The sequence below is a fragment of the Dactylosporangium sp. CA-233914 genome (genome assembly GCF_050942935.1).
In the GTDB taxonomy this organism is placed as follows: domain Bacteria; phylum Actinomycetota; class Actinomycetes; order Mycobacteriales; family Micromonosporaceae; genus Dactylosporangium.
In genome coordinates this window covers 7,872,731-7,895,964 of the sequence record NZ_CP192030.1, presented here as the reverse complement: position 1 = coordinate 7,895,964, position 23,234 = coordinate 7,872,731, and the positions used below count along the sequence as shown (strand labels likewise).

Genomic DNA, 23,234 nt, shown 5'->3' with positions numbered 1-23,234 from the left:
GCTCACTTGCTTGACTTGTCGTTCGGGTAGAACTGGTCGACGTTCGCGGCAGTGAGCACCCGGTCGACAACGTAGGGGGCGAGCGGCTTGCCCATCGTCGTGGCGATCGCCGCCTCGATCCAGTTCCATCCCTCGGCATACGGTTGGTAGTCGACGGCAGCGACGAGGATTCCTGCGTTGCTGGGGTCACGAAGCGCAATGCGAGCCGCCGAATCGCCGCCGTTGCTCACCGCAAGGACGTCGTCCTTGCGCCCAGCGGCCTTGGCGGCGTTGATCGCGCCGATGACCGGTTCGTCGCCGTAGGACACGACCAGGACCGTGTCATGAGGGTGGGCGGTGAGGAAGTCGGTGAACGTGCTGGCCGCCGACGACGTCGGATCCTGACTGGGCGGCGTGAGCATTGTGGTGTTCGCCGCAGGGATGCCGAGCTTCGTCTCGGCGTCGGCGAAGGACGCCTTGACCCGGGTGTCGCAGGGAGTGCAGCTCGCCGCGGTGATCCCGGCGACCAGGACGTTGCGGCCCTTCCACGCGCCGGTCATCTTCGCCTTCGCCTGGTCGGCCATCGTGTCGATGGCCAGCTTGCCGACCTGCTCATCATCGACGCCGAAATGCACCACGTCCTTGAAGCTGCCGTCGATCATGACGATCTTGGCGCCGTCGCGCTTGGCCGCGTTGTACGTCGCATCGTTCATCTGGCCCGAGCCGATCACCGTGGGCTGCTTGACGGCGACCTGTTGGTAGGCGTTCAGCTCCGTGTCGTACTTGAAGTTCAGGTCCGCCTCGTCGAGGTCCACGCCGTAGAACTTGGCCGCGTCTTTCATCCCTTGCGACCACGTTGCGAAGTACGGGTAGCTCAGGCCGGGGCTGAGGAATGCGAACCGGTAGCGCTTGGGAAGCTTCTTCGGCACAGCGAACAGCGGACGTACCTTGTACGTGCCGGTCGCCGCGGCGACCTCGGCCGCAGTGTAGGTCGCGCCGGCCAGGGCGCTGTCGCTCGATCCGCTCCCCGTCGAGGCGCCGTCACCCTCCTTGTTGCTCGATGAACACGCCGAGCTGGACGCGACGAGGGCTATGCCGCACAGCACTACCGTAGTCTTGCACCAGAACGATCTCACGTGCCTGCTTCCTTCCAGGGCCCTCCCGCGCCACCGGCCGAGCGGAGGCCGCGGGCAGTGAAATGTTTCAGTGCTGCGGGACGGTAGCCTCCGATGCTTAGGCACGTCAAGGTTTGGGAGGCGCTTCGGTGGCGAGTCGGAATGGGACAAATTCGGCCAAAGACGCGCCGCCGATCGGGTCCGTGACCATCAAAGAAGTCGCGGCGGCGGCGGAAGTCAGCGTCGGCACAGTGAGTAACGTCTTGAACCGTCCCAACGCGGTGTCCGACGAGACGCGACTCAAGGTGCTCGATGCGATCGACCGGCTGGGTTTCGTCCGGAACGCAGGCGCTTCGCTGCTGCGCGGCGGGCGCGCGCGCACGATCGGGCTCATCACGCTGGACATCCGGAACCCGTTCTTCACCGAGCTCGCGCGCAGTGTCGAGCACACCGCGCGCGAGGCCGGATACCTGCTCGTCCTCTGCAACTCCGACGAGAACCGCACGCAGGAGAAGCGGTACCTGGAGCTCCTGGAGGAGCAGCGGGTGAACGGGGTGTTGATCAGCCCGGTGAACGAACGGGACAACACCCTGCAATGGCTCCGGGACCGCGGTACGGCCGTGGTGCTGCTGGGGCACGATCGCCGCAGCTTCTGCTCCGTCCGCGTCGACGATGTCAGCGGCGGCGAGCTAGCGGCGGATCATCTCCTTGACCTGGGCCATCGCCGGCTGGCTTTCGTCACCGCTCCGCTGACGATCGCGGCGTACAACAGTCGCCTCACGGGCGTGCGCCGCGCACTCGCCCGGCGTGGGTTGCCGGACGACGCGTGCGAAGTCGTCGAGGTCGGGTCGCTGGGTACCGCCGCCGAAGGACGCGTGGCGTCCGACATCCTGGTTGACGATCACCCTGAAGTGACGGCCGCCGTCTGCGGCAACGACCTCCTCGCGCTCGGCCTCATCGCCGGCCTTCTGCGGCACGGCATCCGAGTTCCCGGCGACATTTCCGTCGTCGGCTACGACGACATCGAGCTCGCGGAGCACAGTTCGCTGCCGCTCACGACGATCCGGCAGCCGAAGCAGGAGCTCGGTCGCGTCGCCACCAACCTGCTCATCGAGGAAGGCCAGCGCGGAGCCGCACACGCGCACCAGCAGATCGTCTTCCAGCCGGAGTTCGTCCTGCGCGACACGACGGCTGCGGGCCGCCGCTCCGCGCCCAGGCGGCGCACGGAGGGGCGGTAGGCCGGGCGAGCTTCCCCGACGCCCTGCTCCGCCCTGTGGCAAGCGCGAGTTTGTTCCCCACGCATTGACGCAGTGCTGTGGGTCACATACGCTCCATCCGAGCGACCTATTGAAACGTTCCACCAAATCAGCGCCACGTCGTGCGGCGTCCATCGCATCATGCGAGGTGGGGCGGTAGAACATGTGGAGAAACGATTCAAAGAAGGAGGTGGAGTCTATGCTCCGCCATCGGCGCCGCCAGGCACCCTCTGCGGCAATCGCGGTTCTCATCGCTCTGGTGGTCGGCTTCAACATCCCGGCAGCGGCCGCGGGATCCGGGCCCGCAGGGGCCGCGCAATCGGCATCGCAGGGCCCAACGTTGTCCGCGGAGACCTGGCGGGCTGTCGAAGTCGCCCTGCACAGCACGGTCAGCTACGCGGATCCGTATCGAGACGTGGACGTGACCGCCACGTTCAGCGGGCCGAACGGCCAGCGCCTGACCATGCCCGGCTTCTGGGACGGCGCCAACACGTGGCGCGTCCGCTTCGCACCGCCCACGCCGGGCCGATGGCAGTACACGACCAGGAGCACCGACGCCACCAACACCGGCCTCGATGACCACCATGGAACGATCCTGGCCCACCGATACGCCGGCGACCTGGCGATATACCGGCACGGGTTCCTTCGTACCAGCCCGAATGGCCGGTACATGACATACGCGGACGGCACGCCGTTCTTCTGGCTCGGTGACAACCAGCAGAGCAACCTCACTGGCCAGACCAGGCTCTACGAGTCGAACGACGCCCGGTTCTCGTCAATGTTCAAAGGTATTGTCGACACCCGCGTCGGGCAGGGCTTCAACGTAATCTGGAACGAGACCTTCGCCAACAACGGCGGCAACGTGAACGAGGGCGGACCCGTCTGGTTCGGCGGCACGTTCCACACCCTCAATCCACAGTTCTGGGACAACGTCGACGAACGGATCGGCTACATCGCCAGCAAAGGTGTCGTGGACGCGCTGACGATGGGGGTGGGCAGCAGCCTGACGGATGCCAACAAGGACCAACTCCCGGAATACAAGCGCCTTGCGCGGTACCTGGTCGCCCGCTATGCGGCATACCCGATGGTCTGGCTGACGGCGCAGGAATTCGACCAGCCCGGCAACTGCGCCCAGTGCTGGGTGCAGGTCGCACAGGTCTTCGCCGACGCGGACCCGTATCGGCAACCCGCATCGCTGCACAACTATCCCATCTACGCCGGCGGTGGCGTCGAGCCCCGCGATCAACCCTGGTACGGATTCGTCGCGCTCCAGGAAGGGCACAACCGGGTCGACAGCGTCGCGGACTACTGGCTGAAGCAGTACCAGCAAACACCGACTCGCCCTGTCGTAGAAGCCGAAGCGAACTACGAAGGGATCGACGTGTTCTGGGACAACCACGCGATCGTGCAGAACTGGCAGACACGTGAGAGCGCGTGGAAGGCGCGGGTTGGGGGCGTTGCTGGTAACAACTACGGAGCGGCAGGCGTCTGGTGGGCGTGCTGGACCGCTCAGGATCCGGATTGGAACTGCCTGAACTTCGGTAGCACGCCCTGGAACGAGGGGCTCTTCCTGCCGGGCGCCGAGCAGATGGGCTACCTGAAGTCCTTCTTCACCTCGCTACCGTGGTGGCGGCTCGCGCCAGCACCGACGGTCATCACCTGGGCGGATACCGCGCCGACCGATTCGCAACTCGCGTTCGCATCCACCACTGCGGACCACTCGCACACCGTCGTGTACTACCCGCACCGGCTCGACGGAGGCCAGCCCTACACCGGCACCCTCACCGACCTGCCACATGGCCAGTACAGCATGAAATGGTTCAATCCCCGGACCGGCGGATACGCGGCTGCCGGCTCGTTCAAGGTCACCGGCGCGCAAGGTACCGCGCAGCTCCCGCCCGAGCCCTCCGCTACGGACGACTGGGCGCTGCTCATCAGCAGGGCAGCCCGATGATGGACCAGCGCTAGCTGCCGACGGCGGCACTTGCCGGCCGATCAGCAGGCCGCTGCTCACGATCGTCTCAGGGAACTGTAGCCGACCAGCGGGGGCATGCGGGCCACGCCGAAGATGGCCCGCTCCCCGCTGGTCCGATGACCACCACGCCCCCGGGTCGAGTACGGCGTCGAACGCGTCGACCCGCTGAAAGTTGTTGCCAGGAACGGTACGAGTGGGTCGAGCCAACGCCCTGTTGCCAAGGACAGACCGCTGCGAAGGAGCCGAAATGTCAGGCGTCACGCACCGATTCGATGTCACCCGGCGCGATGTGCTGAAGGGTGTGGGAGCCGCGGCAGTGGTTGTCGCGCTGCCGGTTGGGGCCGGCGGTCCGGCACAGGCAGCCACCGAGACGTCAGCGGCGCGGCAAACGCTGGATCTGGCGGGCATGTGGGAATTCGGCACCGACGGCTCGACCTACCCGTACTCGGTGGCCGTGCCGAACTTCCTCGTTCCGGTTGGTTGGTGGATCTACACGCCGGCCGACTTCCCCGAGGAGACCGAGCGGATCGCGAGCTACGGCTATGACGCCACGTCGCTCACCGAGGGGTGGTACCGGCGTGCGGTCGACATCCCCGATTCCTGGGCGGGCAAACGCGTCGAGTTGCAGTTCGACGGCATCGCGATGTATTCGGAGATCCGCGTCGACGGGACGCTGCTGAAGTCGTCATGGGGGATGTGGCGCACCCACCGCCTCGACATCACCGAGCACCTGCAGGCCGGGCGGCCCATCACGATCTCGGTATACGTGAAAATGGATCTGCAGGCCGACCGCTACTCACACGGCGAGTTCGGCGGCCTCGGGCGTGGAGCCACCTCGCGGGCGCTGGGCATATGGGAGTCGGTCCGGCTGGTCGCAACCGCACCGGTCCTGGTCGATGACGTCTTCTTCAAGCCGCGGACGGACGGCGCGGACATCGACGTCACGATCGCCAACCACACGACGTCCGACGCGGTGTTGCGCGTCCGGAACGTGGCGGCCGCGGTCAGTGACGGCAGGAAACTGTTCGAGCACACTTCCAGCCTCACGGTGGAGGCGGGCGGCGCCGGGACGATCACCGCCTCGGCGTGCGGGGCACGGCCGCGCCTGTGGTCGCCCGACGACCCGGTGCTGTACCTGCTCACCACGATCGTCGAGCGCGACGGCGAGATCCTCGACGAGGTGACGAACCGGGTCGGATTCCGCACGTTCGAGGTGCGGGGCAACGCGTTCTACCTCAACGGCAAGCCGTACTGGCTGCGCGGTGCCGGCCAGTTGCCGACGATCATGGTCGGCCGGGACAAGATCCCGCAGATGCGGCGGTGGCTCGGGCTGCTGCGCGAGGACAACGTGCGGGTGTCGCGCATGCACATGGGTCCGGCACCCTCGCCCTGGTTCGACCTGACCGACGAACTCGGCATGGGCGTGGACGTGGAAGGCATTCGCCAGTGGGCCTTCTCCGGGTCCCCGGCGCCGGCCGACATCTACGTCCAGGCCTGGACCGAGGAGATGCTCGACGTCATCCGGCGCCTGCGCAATCGTCCTAGCATTCTACTGTGGACGACCGGCAACGAGATGGGAACGTACGACCTGCCGAGCTGGACCGTGCTGTCGAATCTCAACAAGGCGATCCGCGCAGCCGATCCCACCCGGCCACTGGTTGCGGACTCGTGGTACCTACGCAACCCAGAGACCTACGAGTCGACCCTGAAACCCGCCGGGATCGACGACGGTGACATCGACGACGTCCATCTCTACCCCGGCTGGTACCAGCGCTCAGCCTTCGTCCTGGAGGCCGGGCAGGTCAACGGCGGTTCGCAATCGGACTTCAACCGTCCAATCATCAGTGCGGAGATCGGCGGGGGCTATCCGGACTTCCACACCGGCCGCCCGGAGGATACCTACCTGAACCTGGTGCACTCGCCGCAGACCTGGGTGGGCGCGCACGCCTACGACGACGACCCGAAGATCTTCCTCGCCACCCACGCCCTGCTCACCAAAGAGCTCGCCGAGATGCTGCGACGCACCCGTTACCAGGGGCGCGCCACCGCAGGGTTCCTGTTGTTCTCCTCCACTACCTGGTTCCAGGACTTCTACAGCAGCCCGAACCCCACCCCGTTCCCCGTGAACGACGGTGTCCGGCTCGCCTATCAGCCAGTGCTGGTGTCACTGGACGACCCCGCCCGACACTTCTACGCCGGCGAGCGGTTCCACACCCGCGTGGTTCTGGTCAACGACGACATGGAGCACGGCGACTACGGCCCTATGAAGCTCTCTTGGGAGATCCACGACGCCGCCGGCCGGCGACTTGCTGCCGCTCGGCCCGTCCAGCTGCCGGTGCTGCCGTACCACAGGAACGTGCCCGCCGACGTCACCCTCGCCATGCCAGCGAGGCTCGCCACCGAGCGGGTCGCCGCCGTCCTGCACCTGGCGGTCAAGCACGGCTCCAAGACGGTCTCGGAGAACCGGTACGACATCGTGATCGCAAGCCGCGAATACGTCGCCGCCGGTTCCGCCGGCGGGGCGGACAGCGTGTGGCTGTACGACCCCACCGGAGTGACACGGCCATCCCTGGACACCGTAGGGCTGCGCTACACCACCGTCGGGAGCCTCGCCGGCCTCGCCGCGGGACGCCCGGACCTGCTCGTCATCGGCAAGGACGCCGTCGACGACACGGTTCTCGCCGCGAACCTGCACGACTACGCCGACGCGGGCGGCCGGGTTGTCATCCTCGAGGGCGGCAACCGGACACGGGAGCTCTTCCCGGCCGAGATCGCAGACGTCCAGACCGTCGACGGCGAGGTTGTGACCCCGGTCCACGACGACGCCAGTGTGTTCGCGGGCATGGACCCGATGGACATGCGCTGGTGGCGACACGACGACGGCAGCAAACCCTACGTCACACACAAATCTGTGCAGATCGACCGCTGGAATGCCGTCAACATCGCCCGGCTCGGCATCTACACCGCGCCGAACCGGCCATTCACGACGCCGTCGTTCGATGAGCGGTCCGGGTATCCGGTCTTCTTGAAGAAGACACGGCCCCAGTCGAACGGCTACCTCGTCGTCTCCGAGCTGACCACCTCGACCTCGGCCACCGTTGATCCGCTCGCCGGCAAGCTGCTCGCCAACCTGCTCGCTATCCCCGGCTCCGTACCACTCGACCCGAACCCGCCGACCTGGGACGGCTTTACGGAGAGCTTCGAGAACGGCCTCGGCGCGTGGTCTGTGCACAAGGGCACCCTGGCGGTCTCGACAAAGAACGCCCGCACCGGCACGCACAGCCTGGGCAAGAACGCGCCGGGACCCGGTGTCATCTACCGCCAAGCCTCACCCACCCACGGCACTGTCACTCTCTGGTTGTACGACGACGCCAGCGCGACGAACACCATGTTCGTAACGCGCGTCGACGACGACCCCGAGACCGGACACTTTCGCGGCATCGGCGTCCGCACGGATATCAACCGGAACAACTACGTGATGCGTATCGATGGCACCTTCAGCGTCACGCCGATCGTGCGGACGACAGGATGGCACCAGTTCCGTTGGGACTACACGTCCGGCGTCGGCGTCACCATGTCCATCGACGGCCAGCCGATCGGCACCGCAACCGGGCTCGCCAAGTTCAGCACCATCGCGCTGGGCGACTGGTGGGGGCTCCCTTCCCAGTACGGCGTCGAGTTCATCGACGACATCACCGTCACGGTGACGTCTTGACCCGGAACGTCGCAGCCGGCGACGGGTAGGGTGAATTCGGTCGGTTCGCCCTCCTGCCGGCGACGGTGATCCGGTGGCCGCCGTCGGCACGGCGCACGGCTGTCACACGGGGGCGGGCTCGTCGGTAGACCGGCGGGACAGCGTAATGGCGGCGGCGACGATCTCGCCGGGCGATATGGCGCGCGTCGCGAGCCAAGGCACAGTTGGTGTACTGGCCGAGGGGGCTGGTGTCCTGGAGGACGATGGCACCGGCCCCCTCCGCCAGTGCAGTCCGCGGATGACGGAGCGCAGATCGTCGCTCGCCGCCTCCGCGGACGGCTGCGGACGGTCGGCGCCCAAGTCAGTCCGCAGCGGCTTGACGGAGGCTACCGGCCAGCCACCGATACGGAGCCTCGTGGCCGGCGTGGGTCCGTCGACGCGCGCCAGGCGTACCTCGATGCCGCCGCGGACCACGCACACCACCCGCCGGCTCCTGGGCGAACAGGGTTCGGAACCCGCTACGGTGACCCGCCCTACCACGCTCGTTGAGCAGCACCACGGCGTTGTCGACCGGGTCGGTGGCCGACGGGCCCGTCAGCGGTGGCGTGGTAGCCGTGGAATAGCCGAGACGGGCGTAGAGCGGGAAATCGTCGCGGCGGGCGCCAGGCCGTGCATGATCGGTGCCGTGGTTCCCGTCTTGCCGCCGTGAGGACAGACCGTCCGGCCCGAACGCCCCGTGCTCCGCGAAATGGGAGACGATGCCGCTGAAGGCCGAGGTCAACTGTCATCTCGGGTTTCGAAACGCGCGCCGCTTACTGGCAAGCGGGGCTCTGCGGAGGAGTGGTACCGGTTCTCGCCGGCGAGTGCACGCGTCCTGTATGCGGAGGGGCTGAGTCCGTAGGCGGTCTTGAATCGTCGACCGAAGTAGCCCGGGTCGTCCCAGCCGACCCGTGCACCGATCTGGGCGATCGGCAGATCGGTTTGCACGAGAAGCCTGGCTGCGGCCTGCTCTCGCAGCCGGTTGAGGTAGGCGATGGGCGATACTCCGAGGTTGCGCTGGAACAACCGAACAAGGTGTGTTCGCTCCGTGGCGGTCGCAGCGGCCAGTTCCGCGAGCGTCCATGCGCGAACTGGTTCGTCCTCCATCAGTTGCGCGGCTCGAGACACGGCGGGATGGAGGAGTGCGGTCGGGCGACGGTGTATCGAGCGCTCGGCGGACCAGGAGCGGTTCAGGATATCGAGGTAGATAAGTAGGTGACCGACAACCTGGATGCGGGAGCGCCGTGCGTGTGTCACATCGCTGATGCTGTGGAGTTCGGCGATTGCCAGGCTCAGGTCGTATGGAGGGAGTTGGATGCGTTGTGGCAGCGGCAGGCTTGATGTGTGGACGGTTTGCATCAGCGGGAGTTCCGTGTCGAGGAACGACAGGGTGCTGTCGATGAGCTCTGGAGCGATGAAGGTGTCGAAGACCACGAGGTTCTCGCATTGGCCGTAGGCGTGCCACTGGTTCGGGGGGATCACGACGGCGCTGCCCGGTTGAATGGGATGGTCACCGTCGGCTGCGATGTGCAGTGCGTGGCCTTGGGTGACGAGGGCGATCTCGAAGAAGTCGTGGTCGTGCGCGGCGATATCGGTGTCGAGTCGGTGGCGGTCTGCCCAGACCGGTAGGCCGTCGGGGTTGAACACGGCTGTCCGTCCGTAGCGGGGCCTTGTTCGGCTACCAGTCAATTTTGTCCTACTTTCCCTCAACCTAGGCGACGGTGCGAGAGATCAGCTGTCCCTAACATCTCAGTCATGGCTGAGCAACGGTACTCGTTCGTCGACTGCTGGGCGACCTCGCGGCGATGGTGGTGCGGCGTATGAGCGGGCGTGCGGTGACGATCGCGGCGTACTACTTCCCGAACTATCATGTCGACCCGCGGAACGAGGGGTGGCATGGTGAGGGTTGGACTGAGTGGGAGTTGGTGAAGCGGGCCACGCCGCGGTTTGCGGGGCATGAGCAGCCGCGTGTTCCGTTGGATGGGTTCCAGGACGAGGCTGATCCCGCCGTGATGAGTGGCAAGATGGCGATGGCTGCCGGTCATGGTGTGGATGCGTTCATCTTCGATTGGTATTGGTACGGTGGTCGCCCTTATCTGGAGCGTCCACTGGAGACGGCGTTCATGCCGAACGCCGCCGCCCATGACATGAAGTTCGCGGTGATGTGGGCCAATCATCACTGGACCAACATTCATCCGTGGAAGTCCGCGACGCCGGCCACCCTGCTCGAGTCGGGGAGTGTCGATGGGGATCAGTTCGAGGCGGCGACGGATTATCTGCTGGAGCGGTACTGCAGCCATCCAGGGTATCTGTGTCTTGATGGCCGACCCTATCTGTCGATCTATGACTTGCCGACACTGGTGGACGGTCTCGGTGGTGTCGACGGTGCGAGAGTCGCGCTGGATGGTCTCCGCCAGCGGGCGGTCCGGGCTGGTTACCGCGGGATACACCTCAACGCCATCACCCGGGAGCGGCCGGTGCTCCCGCAGGACGGTGTTGCGGCGGACGAGGTGACGCTGGTGCGTCGTCTCGGGTTCGACAGTGTGACGTCGTATGTGTGGGTGCATCATCATGCGCTGCCGACGCTGCTGACTCCGTATGCCGACGTTCTGGCGGAGGCGGAGAAGGGTTGGGAGACGTTCACGGCGCGCCATGACGTGCCGTACTTCCCGAACGTGACGGTTGGCTGGGATTCCTCGCCGCGAACGGTTCAGTCCGACCGTTTCAACCCCGGCCTCGGCTATCCACACACCAACATCATCGCGGACGCCACGCCGGAGCAGTTCGGACGGGCGCTGGAGAAGGTACGCACGTTCGTGGAGCGGACCAACACTCCGTTGGTGACCATCAACGCCTGGAACGAGTGGACCGAGGGCACCTATCTCGAGCCGGACACCGTGCATCGATACGGACACCTGGAACAGATCCGCCGGGTGTTCGGCACCCGACCCCGACCCTAACGGTCCACCGCACTGCCCTCGTAATAGTTGTCAGCAGCGACGTGCGGCTCGAAACATGTCGCGTTGTCGGCGTTGACCAGTTGCAGGCGCTCGTCCTGAGCCGCGGCGGGGGTCCACATCGTCAGGCCAGGAGGTGACGATGTGGGCCTGCCCCGTTTCGACGGAGTAGCTGCAGCAGGCACGAGCGCAATCGACACCAGGAAAGTGAGAACGCATGCACGTTGACTGGCCAGTTGAGGACCTCCGGCGGTACCAGCCGGAGCGCGACGAGCCGAGCGACTTCGACGACTTCTGGGCCGCCACGCTCACACAGGCACGGGAACGTGCGGTTCCGGCCCGGTTCACACCGCATGACGTGGGTCTCGCGACAGTCGACGTCCACGATGTCACCTTCGCCGGCCAGCCCGTGCGTGGCTGTTCCTGGTGCCTCGTGGCGCCGGTGGAGTACATCGGCTACAACGGCGGCCGGGGGCTGGCGCACGAGCGGCTGTTCTGGAGTGCCGCCGGGTACGCCCACTTCGTCATGGACACTCGGGGGCAGGGCAGCGACGGTTCGTCGGTGGGAGACACCGGCGACCCGGATCTGGACGGCACCCCGCAGACTCCGGGCTTCATGACCCGTGGCGTGACCGACCCGCAGCGCTACTACTACCGGCGGGTGTTCACCGACGCCGTGCGCGCCGTGGAAACCGTGCGTGAGCACCCGGCTGTCGACCCGACCCGGGTGGTGGTGGCCGGGGGAAGTCAGGGCGGTGGTATCACACTGGCGGTTGCGGGCTTGGTCGACGGGCTCGCCGCCGTGCTACCGGACGTGCCGTTCCTGTGCCACTATCGGCGGGCCACCGCGATCACGGACAGCTTCCCGTACCAGGAGCTGGTCGCCTATTGCCGCACACATCGCGACCAGGCGGACCGGGTCTTCGCCACGCTGCGCTACTTCGACGGCGTCAACTTCGCCGCCCGGGCCGGTGCTCCGGCGCTGTTCTCGGTGGCGCTGATGGATGCGGTCTGTCCACCGTCGACCGTCTTCGCCGCCTACAACCATTACGCGGGGGAGAAGGAGATCACCATCTGGCCCTACAACGGCCACGAGGGCGGAGCCGGTTTCAATCTGGCCGCCCAGCGGGCCTTCCTCGCGAAGCTACTGGACGGCGCTGACATGTAACCCTCGTCAGCGCTCACCGGTCGGACGACCACATGGGCACCGAGCACTACGTGGCCGTCCGCCGCCCCGGCACGATCGCGCCGCACAGCCAAACGGACGGCAACACCGGTCAGGGCCGAGCCGGCGCTCGCCTTCGCCTCGACCATCAGGGCCTTGGCCGGGGCAGGGTCGGCGTCGATGAGGTCCCGGGCCCTTCCGATGTTCAGCCGTACCGCTACGAGCCGCACCTGCGCGCCGTCGTGCGGATCCCGTCCGATCCGGCGCAGTTCCGCCGCGGAGGCGTCGACGGCCACCGCCCGGGCGGCGGTCAGCCAGTCCACGCGGGCCGGCAGCCTGGCCGCTGAGGAGGTGCCCCGGCAGGCGGTACGCCACGAGCACCGACCGGTACCACAGTTACCCCAGCAGGGCCGACCGGCCGGTGAACTCGAGCACCGCCGGGTCGAAGCCGGTCCGGGCCGGGAGCAGGGCCCGCGGCAGCGGCGCGGTCGGGCACTCCACGGCGGCGAACCACACGCCGACACCCACCGCGAGGCGGACCTGCTTCGCGGCAGGGGCCGGCATCCTGACCGGCGAACCGCCGGCGCCGGCCGGCCCCCGGGCGGCTCCTGGTGCGGGTTATGGGGCTCGGGTGAGGATTTCCATGGCATGGTGGTCGGGGTCGTCGAAGTACACGCCGCGACCGTCCCACCGGTGGTTGATCTGGCCGGGTTGGCCGCCGCCCGGCTCGGCGTAGTAGTGCACACCGGCCCGCTGGATGCGGGCGAAGGCGGTTTCGAATTCGTCGTCGTCGACCAGGAATGCGTAGTGCTGCGGTTGGGGCTCGGCGACGGTCATGTAGTCGAGCGTGACGCCGTTGGCGAGGTGGACCGGCGCGAACGGGCCGGCCTCGGCGCCGACTTGTAGTCCGAGGATGTCGGCGAGGAACCGCGCGGACGCGTGCTTGTCGCGGGCTCGCACGATGGTGTGGTTCAGCTGGACGGACATCAATGCTCCTTACTCGTCGAAACTTCACCGTTTGCTCGGTCTGGCTGGCCCGGCTGGCCGTGTTGCCCGCGTGGGGAGGTGACGAGAACGAACACCAGGACGGCCATCACGGTGAGCAGGGCGGTGGACCATGCGGTCGCGTAGACGTAGCCGTGGACGAGAGCGGCCACCTGCCGGGAGGGACTGGGGGCATGGGTGGCGAGGTAGGCGGCGGTGGAGCTCACCGCCAGGGCGTTGATCGCGGCGGTTCCGATGGAGCCGCCAACCTGGGCGGCGGCGTTGATCACCGCCGATGCGACACCGGCGTCGCGCGGGGTCACGCCGCGGATCGCCAGTTGGAACGCAGGTGGGAACAGGGCGCCCATTCCGGCCCCGATGAGTACCTCGGCGGGCAGGACAATAGTGAAGTATCCGCTGTGCGGGGTCAGCTGGGTCATGACCGCCAGGCCCGACGCGGCGATGAGCAGGCCGCCGGCGATCAGGATCCGTGGGGCGACGCGAAGCATCAGCCGGTTGCCGAGCTGATATCCGCTGAGCGAGTTCGCCAGGGTCATGGGCAGCACGGCCAGCCCGGCGCGTGCCGGCGAGTAGCCCAACACGACCTGCAGGTGATAGGTGAGCAGCAGGAACATGCCAAACGCCCCGACGACCGCTGTCGCCGCGGCCACGTACGCCCCGGCCCGGTTGCGGTCGGTGAGGAGGCGCAGCGGTAGCAGCGGGCTGGCCATCCGCCATTGGCGCAGCCCGAAGCCTGCCAACGCGCAGACACCGGCGGCCAGCCAGCCCAGCACCAGCGCGGACGTCCACCCGTGCCTGGCGGCCTGATTACACCCGAACACCAAGGCCGCCAAGCCGCCGGTGGCCAGCCCGGCCGACATCGCGTCGATCCGAGCCGAGCCGAACCGCGGCGGATCCGGCAACACGGACCGGCCGACCGCCAGGACGATGGCTGCGATCAGGACGTTCACGAACAAGCACCAGCGCCAGTCGAGGTACTCGGTCAGGACCCCGCCGAGCAGCAACCCGGCCCCCGCCCCGCTACTGGCCACGGCGCCGTACACCGCGAACGCTCGCGCCCGCTCGCGCTGCTCGGTGAACGTCACCGCAAGCAGCGACAGCGCGGTCGGTGCGATCAACGCCGCGAACGCGCCCTGCAGTGCGCGTCCCGCGACCAGGACGGGCAGCGTCGGGGCGAGCCCGGCCACCAGCGAGGCGAGCGCGAACCCGACCAGGCCGATCTGGAAGGCTCGCCGCCGACCGAGCACGTCAGCGACCCGCCCGCCGAGCAGCAGCAATCCGGCGAAGCACACCGTATATGCGGTCACCACCCATTGCCGCTGGGCATCACCGAATGCCAGGTCACTCTGAGCCGACGGCAATGCGATGTTCACGATCGTCGCGTCCAGCGCGGTCATCAACTGCGCGGCGGCGATCACACCTAGGCCCAGCCAGCGGCCCTTGGATGCATGCGTCGCCGAGTCGCGCCCGGGCATCACATCGGTCATGTCATCCCACCTCCACAAACGTAGGGAAACCCTACGGATAACGTAACCGTAGGATCTTCCTACGTCTACTGGTAGGCTCAAGCGCAGGCGGCACGTGGGAGGGGGCAGAACGCCATGCGCGCCGACGCACGCCGCAACCACGAGCTGCTCTTGACCGCCGCGCGCGACGTGTTCGTCGAGCGCGGACCGGACGCGCCCCTCGACGAGATCGCCCGTCGAGCCGGAGTCAGCATCGCCACCCTGTACCGGCGCTTCGTGGACCGCGCCACCCTCATGCACGCCGTCGTCCTTGCCGCCTTGACCGCCACCGTCGAAGCAGTCGAGCGTGTCCAACGCGATCACGCCGACCCGTTCGACGCCCTGAGCGCCTACGTCCACGCCGTACTGGATCTACGAACCTCGGCGGTCATCCCGACCCTGCTCGACCAACTCGACCTCAACGAGCCGCAGCTCAACGCGGCCCGAACGAAATCGGCCCAACTCATCGAGCAGCTGCTGGACGCGGCACACCACAGCGGCGCACTGCGCAAAGGCGTCGCGTTCGGCGATATCGGCCTGATGCTTGTCCGGCTATCCCGGCCACTGCCCGGCCCAATCCCGGCCGAGACTCAACACGCCCTCGCCCACCGGCACGCCGACCTCTTCCTCGCCGGGCTGCGCACCACACCGTCCGACCAGCGCCTGTGCGGCCCGGAACTGGACCTGGCCGCTCTCCATCAGCTTGAACAGGCAGCCAACGCGCCCACGCGCCAACCATCAACGACGCCCTGACCGGCTGGACCGTGCAAGAGCGTGCCCCCGCACACCTGATCATCCGGCGTCGCCCTGTGGCCATTGCTCTGCTCTCTGGCCATGCCGGGTGGCTGCCTGCCGCTGCTCTGAGTCGCCCGGTCGGGGCTGCGCGAGCAGTACCGCGCCGATGATCAGCAGAATTCCGGCCAGCTGTGGCATCGACAGTGTCTGATGGAGGAACAGATATCCGAGGACGGTTGCCACGACCGGGCTGCCCAGGGCGAGGAAGGAGACCGCGAGCGCCGGCAGCCTCGCTATCCCGCGGAACCAGATCGCGTAACTGATGGCGGCGCCGAGGGAGGCGAGATAGGCGAACCCGAGGATGTTCGGTCCGCTGATCGTGGCGGGCAGCCCTTCGACGGCCAGCGTGAACGGCAACGACAGGAGCCCGCCGGCGGTGAGCTGCCAGCCGGTGAACGGCAGCAGCCCCACGTCGTGCGGGCGGCCCCACAGCTTGGTCAGCGTGATCCCGGTGGCCATGCAGGCCGCGGCCACCAGCGCCGCCGCCACGCCGACGAGGTCCACCGCCGTCGTGCCTTTGAACACCAGCGACACGACGCCGGTCGCGCCGAGGACGCACGCCAACACGTGCGTGAACCGGATCTTGTCCCCGATGAGCAGCGCCGCCATGACCAGCACGATCATCGGCTGTACCGCCATGATCATTGCCGCGATGCCGCCCGGTAGGCGATAGGCCGCGACAAACAGCAGGACGTTGAACGCGCCGATGTTGAGCGTGCCGAGCACCAGGGCTCGCCACAGCCAGATGCCCTTCGGCAGCGTACGGGCGATGGCCAGCAGCACCAGGCCGGCGGGAAGTGCCCGCGCGGTGGCGGCCAGCAGTGGGCGGTCCGGCGGCAACCATTCGGTCGTAACCAGGTAGGTCGTTCCCCAGATCGCCGGGGCCGCCGCCGTCAGGCCCGCGGTGCGCAGTTGTCGATCGCTTCTCACGCCCTCAATCTCACCCTCGACAAACAATGAGTCCAACACATGCTTGTCACGTCATCGATCTCGATACAAGATGGATTGTGGAGCTTCAGCAGATGCGTTACGTCGTCGCGGTCGCCGAGACGAACAGCTTCACCCGGGCCGCCGAACGATGCCGGGTTGTCCAGTCCGCCCTCAGTCACCAGGTCGCGCGCCTGGAACGGGAGCTGGGCGCGAGACTCTTCGAGCGCACCAGCCGCCGGGTCCGGCTGACGCCGGCCGGCGCGGCGTTCCTCCCAGTCGCCCGGCAGTGCCTGGACGCCGCCGAGCGCGCGGCCGCCGAGGTCGCCGCCGCCGTCGGCGAGGTGCGCGGACGGCTCGCCGTTGGCGTGATCTCCACCCTCGCCGCAATCGACATCGCAGGCGCCCTGCGGACCTTCCACCGGCAGTACCCGTTCGTGCGCATCGGCCTGCGCGTAGCCGCGAGCGAGCAGCTCATCGAGCAGGTCAGGCAGGGAGCCGTCGAGGTGGCCGTCGTCGGGCTGCCGACCACGGCCCGACCCCAAGGTGTGCGCGCCCGCGAGCTCGCCCGCGACCGGCACGTCGCCGTGGTCGCGCCGGATCATCCCCTCGCCCGGGCAACGACGGTCGACCTTCGCCGGCTTTCCGCCGAGGTGTTCGTGGACTTTCCGGCCGGGACTGCCGGGCGTACCGAGTCCGACCAGGCCTTCGCGGCCGCCGGCCTGGACCGCGACGTCGCTTTCGAGGTGACCAATGCGCACTTCCTGGCCCGGCTGGTCGGGCAGGGCCTCGGCGTCGCCATGCTTCCGTCCGCCTACGTGCCCCAGCTCACCGGCGTGGTCACCATCGAGGTCGCCGACGCGCCGGCTCGCGTCGAGTACCTCGTCTGGAACTCCGCCGGCCACACGCCGGCGGCGGCCGCCTTCCTCGCCGTGCTCGACCTGCCGGCCAAGCCCGGCACCGAATGACCGCAGCGCTCGTCGCGGCCTCTATGGCGGCGCCGCCGGCCCGGACTCCTCGACGGTGCCGGATCCGGTGAGCTCGGCGTCGGCACCAGGTTTGCTCGTCGTTGCCGGTCATCGTCGCGTCGGACGGTGTGGTGCCCGCGGGCGACGATTGGGGTCTCGCGCCGCCGACTGATGAATCGGCCCGTTGGGTTCGGGTCTGGGTCGGTTGCCCCGCCCGTGAGGGCTTCGGGGTCGGTGAGTTCGTGGCGGAGCTGCAGTGCTGACACCGCCTACAGCTCGTCGGCCGCCGCGAACGACAGGTTGAATCTGTTGTACACCACGGGGGAGCCGGCACGAACGTGTTCGTCACCAGCGGCAGCCCCGGGCCAGTTGAAGAGCGACACGTCGACCACCTCGTTCCGAGCCAGCACCCCGTCGCGGCTGGCCTCCACCCGCGTACACGATCGCGCCGTGCCGACGCTCGGCGATGCCGGGACCCGTCCCGCTCTTCTAGATTTACGTTCTGGGCAGCGCACCTGGACCGGACACCGGACTTACCTTGCGGGCGCTGCCGCTGGCAATCGCCTGGTGAATTGCCTTCCAGAATGTGTGGCGCCGCTGTTGCGAAGTGTTCCGATCTGTTCCGAACAGTGCAGGACCTGGCGGGCCGAGTTGGCGGACCGGTGGAATCAGGACACCGATCTTCGGCATCCTGCTACTGAAGGGGAAGTACGCAATGCGTATTCGTTCTGCTCTCGGCGCCAGCCTCCTCGGCGTCACTCTCGCGCTCGGAACCATGTCCGCCCCTGCTCAAGCGTCCATCCCTTCCTGGTGCTCGGGTGGGGGAGAATGGTCGGACGGCAGGACCTACGGAGCTCATTGTGACGTAACCTTCGCTTACTACGCGAGGGTGAAGTGTACTGACGGCACGACCACCAAGACGGCGCGGGGCGTCGGCACAAATGACAACCGCTGGTCATACGCCTACTGCACCTCATTCGGGCCGGCGTACCGGATCACCGGTGTGGGAACCCCCGTCAGGGCATAACTCACAACTTGGCGCCGACCCGGCGCGTCGAGTACGCCGACGAGTGATCTTGGCGCTGACCCTCGCGGCGGGCCTGAGCCTGGGCGCCGTCATCGCCGTCCCGGCGGGCGCTGCCCAGGCCGACATCGGTTGCTGCTGAGCCCGTGGCCGCCGACCCGCGAGGTCCTGGTCAGCGGCCGGCCCTGGGGGCTGGCTGGATCAGGAACTGCTGGTCGGCGGCGGCGGTGCAGTGCGTCTGTACCGCCTCGGCGCCGGCGTCGATGTCAGCGGGGCCGCCGAGGATGCCGATGCACAGGCCGCTGTGGACGGGGCGGAGCCGGAAGGCGCCGTGTACGGGGGTGTCCACGGTCTCGAGCAGGAACTGCTGGTGGGCCGCGCCGACACAGTCGGCCGGCGCCACCAGCGCGCCGTCGCCGACGAGTGCCTCGTCGACGGTCAGGCAGCCGGTGCCACTGACCGGGTCGTGCCACTGGATCTCGTACACGCCCTCGCCGACGCGGCGCAGGTAGGTTTCCGGGACGGCTCCGGCGCAGGGCCGCTGGACGACCAGGGGCCGGTCGGTGCGGCGGTTGCGCTCCCGGCCCTCGCCGAGGCAGAGGCCATGGTCTTCGATGTGGGCGGGTTTGATGCGGTACCACCCATCGGCAAGTTCGCCCGGGCGCCGCCCGTCGGCGAGGACCAAGGCGATGATCACGAGGGCCACCAGCAACAGCGTCGCTGCGATCGTCGACCCCCGCCGGTGGCCGGGCCGCACGGGACCGGGCGCCTCGTCCGCCGTGGTCGCCATGGTCGACTCGGCGCCTGGCACCGGCGTGTCCGACCCGATGTCCGAGCCGATGGCCGCCCCAGTGGCCGGGCCAGGCGCGGCGGTGGCAGCGGCGAGGCGCTGACGAACGGCCAACCACCCCTGCGTCGTGTTGTCGTCGAGCCCACATGCCCGCACGAACGCGGCCACGAGCTCGGCCCGCGGCAGGCTCCGCCGGCTCAGCGCGCCGGCGATCGTGCTCGAGGGCAGCACGTCGCCGGAGGCCCGCGCCTTCGCGGTCAGCTGCCGGTACGTCAACCCGGACCAGCCTCGCAGCGCGGCAAGCGCCGCGACGAACTCAGCCGGTGTCGTGAGCCCCTCCGGGCGGGGCGGATCGCTAAGTGTGTCGGGCATGCCGGTCATCCTCGGCATCCAGACTTACGGTTTCCTTACGTGGCAGTCGCAGCGCGACCTCATGAGCAGCAAGCACCCGATGAACCGGCTCACGGGCTGTGGTGAGTGACGACGCTTGGGTCGGCTGCGAGGGAGATCCGCCGTCGTGGGGCTCATGTCGGGCAGCGCCGACGCGGTCGCCAGGTATGCCTCGGGGCCCGCCGGGGTGAGGACGACGAGCATACGGCACGGTCCGTCGGTGACCCGGACGGCGACGGGCGACCCCCGCGGTACGAACGCGAGGCCACCGATGCCGACCGACCGGCCGTTCGTCGTCGTCGACGGTCAGCATGCACGCGTACGCGAGCACCAAGAACGCGTGGTCGGTACGCGGCATGGAGTGCGGCGGCGGTGTCTTCCCCCCGCCCGCCAGGTGCAGACCACGCCAACGAACCTGCGGTCATGGTTGCGTCGGCGAGCACGGCGATCGGCTCGCAGATCGCGTCGTCGCCGAAGTCCCGGGGACGCAACCCTATGCGGCCCATCGTCCCGCAAGGTCTTCTGCGAACTCCCGGGCCGGACCGTCACCCGGCGGGGCAGCGACTGGCCGTCCCGGCCCGCCGTTACGGCCTGTCACCGAATCGCCCCCGACGTCGCACGCACATTCCGCGCTCGGTCCTGTCGAGCGCGTCAGCACAGTGATCCGCGCTCGACCTGACACCGGGCTGGTGTGCCGCGGGCGTTCGGTGTCCGACGTCGGCGCGGCGGTTGTGCTGCCGGTGGTCGCTGAGCTGCCGGGTGGACTGCGCCGCGGCGGGACCGTTGCGGTGACTGCGACGACTTCCGCATGCCGTGGGACCACGAGTAACCGTCGGCGCAGCCTTCCTCGACTGTCCGCAACTGATTCCGGCCATGCCAGCCGGCCCGGCGGCGTACCGTCTGGAGGAGTAAGTGTCGGCTCACCTTTGGTGCGGTGGTGACCGGCCCGGGAAGGTAGCCGCCACATGAGCACGCCGGAGCCCGGCACGGTAGTGGACCCACTGCGACAGATGAAGCCGGTACGCCGCCGGCGGCGATGGCCGTTGCGGTCCTATCTGATCGGGCTGCTGGTGCTATTCGTCGTGACGGCCGGGGCAGGCATCTCCGCCGGCTGGGTACAGGCCCGGCACGACGCCGTGTCCGCCGCCCGGGCGGACGCTTCGATGGCGGCCGGCCTGGCGGCGCGGCAGATCGGCGGGAGCCTCGCCACCGTGCGCGCCAGCGTCGAGTCCGTCGCATCCAGCCCGGGCGTAGCGCAGGTGTTCGCCGACCCTGGCGCATGCCGGCTGGCGTTCTCCCTCGGCGGTGCCGATGACGGGCACCTGGACGTCCTACGCCCCGACGGGACCATCGTGTGCTCCTCCACGCCACCGTCCGACGGCCAACCGGCCAACGCCTACGCCGGGTCTTCCTGGCTGCCCAACGCGGTACGTACACCACAAACCGTCGCTCCGGTCCGCGACGACCGCACCGGACGACCCGCCTTTCTGATCACCGCCGTAATCCCCGCACTTGGACTGGTAGCGGCATTCGTCGACCTGACCGCCCTCGGCGCGGCGGCGGGCAACCTGTTCGGCGGAGCCCGCCACCTCGAATTCGTGATCACCACCGAGGGCCACACCGCCGTGCTGACGCGCTGGCCCGACGGACTCCGGTGGGCCGGCACTCAGCTGCGCCACGCCCGGCTCACGACGACCGGCGCCGGCGTCGACGTGACCGGGCTGCCCCGGTTGTACGGGCGGGCGGCCGTCGAGGGCACCGGCTGGCAGGTCTTCGCCGGCGCAGACCGGTCCGCTGCGCTGGCGGACGCTGACCGGCTGGCACGGCACCAAGCCTTGATCGTGGCGCTCGGCCTGTTCGCGGGGCTACTGGCTACGATGGTCGTGCAGCGACGCGTCACCGCCCCGATCGGCAACCTCCGCAGCTCGGTGCGCACCGCCACCTCCGGCAACCTGGACACGACCGTCGCGGTCACCGGCCCCCGGGAGGTCGCCGAACTTGGCGAAGAGTTCACCGCGCTGCTGGCCACCGTCGACCGGGAACTGCAGGAACGCCGCCGCGCAGAACACACCGCCCGGGAACACGAACGCAACTACCGGCAGATGTTCGACGCCAGCCCGAACCCGATCGTGCTGTTCGACGCCGACACCCTTGCCATCGTCGCCGCCAACGCAGCCGCCCTGGCGTACTACGGCCGGCCCGGCGACGCCCTCCTCACGATGACCTACACCGATCTGCTCGCACCGGACGATCTCAACGAGGCAAGCGCCGACGGCGCGGCAGCCGAGCCGGTCGAACGCGACCGGCCACAACGCCACATCAAGCACGACGGCACGATCACCGAGGTAAGCGTCACCACCTACCTGACGTCGTTCGCTGGGCGGGAGGTCCACTGTGCCGTCATGACCGACGTCACCGAACGCGAACATCTGCAGCGACGGCTGCGCCAGTCCGACCGGCTGGAGAGCCTCGGCCAGCTCGCCGCCGGTGTCGCGCACGACTTCAACAACCTCCTCGGTATCATCAACGGCTACGCCGGCATGGCCGCCGCGGACCTGGAACCGGTTGCCGCAGCAGACCCCGCCTGGCGCACTCTGCACGCCGACCTCACCGAAATCGTCTCCGCAGGCGACCGCGCGACTGCCCTCACCCGCCAACTGCTGGCCTTCGCGCGCGCCGACCCCGCACCCGAGACCCGCACCTTGGACCTCAACACCGTCGTCACCGACCTCGACACCCTGCTGCGACGCGCCCTCGGCGAGGACATCACCCTCATCACACACCTCACGGCGCAACCGTGGCCGATCAGAGCCGACCCCGGCCGCCTCGAGCAGGTCCTGGTCAACCTTGCGGTCAACGCCCGCGACGCCATGCCCGGCGGCGGCACCCTCAGCATCGAGACCGCACCAGTCACCGTCGACGAGCACTACGCCGCCCAGCACCCCGGCATGCGAACCGGCCGGTACATGCAGCTGCGGGTCAGCGACACCGGCACTGGCATGAACAAAGCCACGCTGGAACGGGCTTTCGAACCCTTCTTCACCACGAAACCCAAAGGCCACGGCACCGGCCTCGGCCTAGCCACCATCTACGGCATCATTACCCAGGCCGGCGGCCACGCCCAGATCTACTCCGAACTCGGCCACGGCACCACCATCACCGCACTGCTCCCCGCCACCGACGACCTCGCCGAACCGGACACCACACCCGCGGAACATCCGCGGTCAGGCGCCGGCGAAACGATCCTGCTCGTCGAGGACGAAGACAGCCTCCGCGCGATCACCGAACGCATCCTGTACCAGGCCGGCTACACCGTTCTGTCTGCCGCCACGGGCACCGATGCCCAGCTCCCCGCCACGACACACCCCGGGATCGCACTGCTGCTCACTGACGTGATCCTGCCCGACATGCACGGACCCGCCCTCGCCGCCGCCCTGCACAGCACACATCCGGGACTGCCGGTCATCTACCTGTCCGGATACACCGAGACGATCCTCGCCACCCGCAGCACCATCCCCACCGGCGCGACCCTGCTCACCAAACCGGTCAGCGCCCACCAGCTCCTGCATACCGTCGCCCGCGTTCTTGACCACGCAGCCGCGGTAGGCCCGCCGTCGCTGTCAAGACACGCTGACTAGCATCGCCTCCCT

17 protein-coding genes are annotated in these 23,234 nt (G+C 68.3%); 8 read left to right on the top strand and 9 right to left on the bottom strand.

Going from position 1 to position 23,234, the window contains the following annotated elements; all coding sequences use genetic code 11:
* Window positions 1–2 precede the first annotated feature (2 nt).
* Window positions 3–1,115 carry a sugar ABC transporter substrate-binding protein gene (locus tag ACQPY0_RS35115; protein ID WP_432970466.1) on the bottom strand — a complete coding sequence of 371 codons (1,113 nt, stop codon included), beginning with the start codon at window positions 1,113–1,115 and terminating at the stop codon, window positions 3–5.
* A gap of 182 nt (window positions 1,116–1,297) precedes the next feature.
* On the opposite strand from ACQPY0_RS35115, the gene ACQPY0_RS35110 reads away from it, so the two are divergent.
* The 3 genes from ACQPY0_RS35110 to ACQPY0_RS35100 all read left to right on the top strand — a co-directional run bounded on the left by ACQPY0_RS35110 (window position 1,298) and on the right by ACQPY0_RS35100 (window position 8,040).
* On the top strand, window positions 1,298–2,332 hold the full coding sequence (locus ACQPY0_RS35110; protein ID WP_432970463.1) for a LacI family DNA-binding transcriptional regulator: 1,035 nt from the start codon (window positions 1,298–1,300) through the stop codon (window positions 2,330–2,332).
* 277 nt (window positions 2,333–2,609) lie between these two features.
* Window positions 2,610–4,304, top strand: a complete 1,695-nt coding sequence (locus ACQPY0_RS35105) for a DUF4038 domain-containing protein (protein WP_432970460.1) — start codon at window positions 2,610–2,612, stop codon at window positions 4,302–4,304.
* A 427-nt stretch (window positions 4,305–4,731) separates the two neighbouring features.
* On the top strand, window positions 4,732–8,040 hold the full coding sequence (locus ACQPY0_RS35100) for a glycoside hydrolase family 2 protein (protein WP_432970457.1): 3,309 nt from the start codon (window positions 4,732–4,734) through the stop codon (window positions 8,038–8,040).
* A 756-nt stretch (window positions 8,041–8,796) separates the two neighbouring features.
* Here ACQPY0_RS35100 and ACQPY0_RS35095 read toward each other — a convergent pair.
* Entirely contained in the window at window positions 8,797–9,705 is a 909-nt protein-coding gene (locus ACQPY0_RS35095; protein ID WP_432970454.1) for an AraC family transcriptional regulator, read from the bottom strand.
* A gap of 173 nt (window positions 9,706–9,878) precedes the next feature.
* Between ACQPY0_RS35095 and ACQPY0_RS35090 the strand changes: the two genes are divergently transcribed.
* On the top strand, window positions 9,879–11,018 hold the full coding sequence (locus ACQPY0_RS35090) for a glycosyltransferase WbsX family protein (protein WP_432970452.1): 1,140 nt from the start codon (window positions 9,879–9,881) through the stop codon (window positions 11,016–11,018).
* Between the two features lie 214 nt (window positions 11,019–11,232).
* On the top strand, window positions 11,233–12,183 hold the full coding sequence (locus tag ACQPY0_RS35085; protein ID WP_432970449.1) for an acetylxylan esterase: 951 nt from the start codon (window positions 11,233–11,235) through the stop codon (window positions 12,181–12,183).
* Here the strand turns inward: ACQPY0_RS35085 and ACQPY0_RS35080 are convergent.
* From ACQPY0_RS35080 to ACQPY0_RS35065, 4 genes are all read right to left on the bottom strand, one after another.
* Window positions 12,096–12,410, bottom strand: a complete 315-nt coding sequence (locus ACQPY0_RS35080; RefSeq protein WP_432995506.1) for a hypothetical protein — start codon at window positions 12,408–12,410, stop codon at window positions 12,096–12,098. The two genes, ACQPY0_RS35085 and ACQPY0_RS35080, sit on opposite strands and share 88 nt — an antisense overlap.
* 166 nt (window positions 12,411–12,576) lie before the next feature.
* The gene (locus ACQPY0_RS35075) at window positions 12,577–12,744 is read right to left on the bottom strand and encodes a hypothetical protein (RefSeq protein WP_432970446.1); all 168 of its coding nucleotides are present in this window, start codon (window positions 12,742–12,744) and stop codon (window positions 12,577–12,579) included.
* A 54-nt stretch (window positions 12,745–12,798) separates the two neighbouring features.
* On the bottom strand, window positions 12,799–13,167 hold the full coding sequence (locus tag ACQPY0_RS35070) for a VOC family protein (RefSeq protein ID WP_432970443.1): 369 nt from the start codon (window positions 13,165–13,167) through the stop codon (window positions 12,799–12,801).
* Window positions 13,167–14,672 (bottom strand): MFS transporter, encoded by a 1,506-nt coding sequence (locus ACQPY0_RS35065; RefSeq protein WP_432970440.1) that lies wholly within the window; start codon window positions 14,670–14,672, stop codon window positions 13,167–13,169. The genes ACQPY0_RS35070 and ACQPY0_RS35065 overlap by 1 nt, the downstream gene beginning before the upstream one ends.
* A 114-nt stretch (window positions 14,673–14,786) precedes the next feature.
* On the opposite strand from ACQPY0_RS35065, the gene ACQPY0_RS35060 reads away from it, so the two are divergent.
* Window positions 14,787–15,443, top strand: coding sequence for a TetR/AcrR family transcriptional regulator (locus tag ACQPY0_RS35060; protein WP_432970437.1), 657 nt, complete (start codon window positions 14,787–14,789; stop codon window positions 15,441–15,443).
* Window positions 15,444–15,482: 39 nt separating this feature from the next.
* Here the strand turns inward: ACQPY0_RS35060 and ACQPY0_RS35055 are convergent, their stop codons facing one another.
* The gene (locus tag ACQPY0_RS35055) at window positions 15,483–16,415 is read right to left on the bottom strand and encodes an EamA family transporter (RefSeq protein WP_432970434.1); all 933 of its coding nucleotides are present in this window, start codon (window positions 16,413–16,415) and stop codon (window positions 15,483–15,485) included.
* A 77-nt stretch (window positions 16,416–16,492) separates the two neighbouring features.
* Between ACQPY0_RS35055 and ACQPY0_RS35050 the strand changes: the two genes are divergently transcribed.
* Window positions 16,493–17,380 carry a LysR family transcriptional regulator gene (locus ACQPY0_RS35050; protein ID WP_432970431.1) on the top strand — a complete coding sequence of 296 codons (888 nt, stop codon included), beginning with the start codon at window positions 16,493–16,495 and terminating at the stop codon, window positions 17,378–17,380.
* A 269-nt stretch (window positions 17,381–17,649) separates the two neighbouring features.
* On the opposite strand, the gene ACQPY0_RS35045 is transcribed toward ACQPY0_RS35050, so the two are convergent.
* Window positions 17,650–17,811, bottom strand: coding sequence for a hypothetical protein (locus ACQPY0_RS35045; RefSeq protein WP_432970428.1), 162 nt, complete (start codon window positions 17,809–17,811; stop codon window positions 17,650–17,652).
* Between the two features lie 765 nt (window positions 17,812–18,576).
* Complete coding sequence (locus ACQPY0_RS35040; protein WP_432970425.1) at window positions 18,577–19,566, bottom strand: helix-turn-helix domain-containing protein; 990 nt, start codon at window positions 19,564–19,566, stop codon at window positions 18,577–18,579.
* Between the two features lie 983 nt (window positions 19,567–20,549).
* Between ACQPY0_RS35040 and ACQPY0_RS35035 the strand changes: the two genes are divergently transcribed.
* A complete protein-coding gene (locus ACQPY0_RS35035; protein ID WP_432970423.1) occupies window positions 20,550–23,222 on the top strand; it encodes an ATP-binding protein in 2,673 nt (890 codons plus the stop codon).
* The last annotated feature ends 12 nt before the right edge of the window (window positions 23,223–23,234 follow it).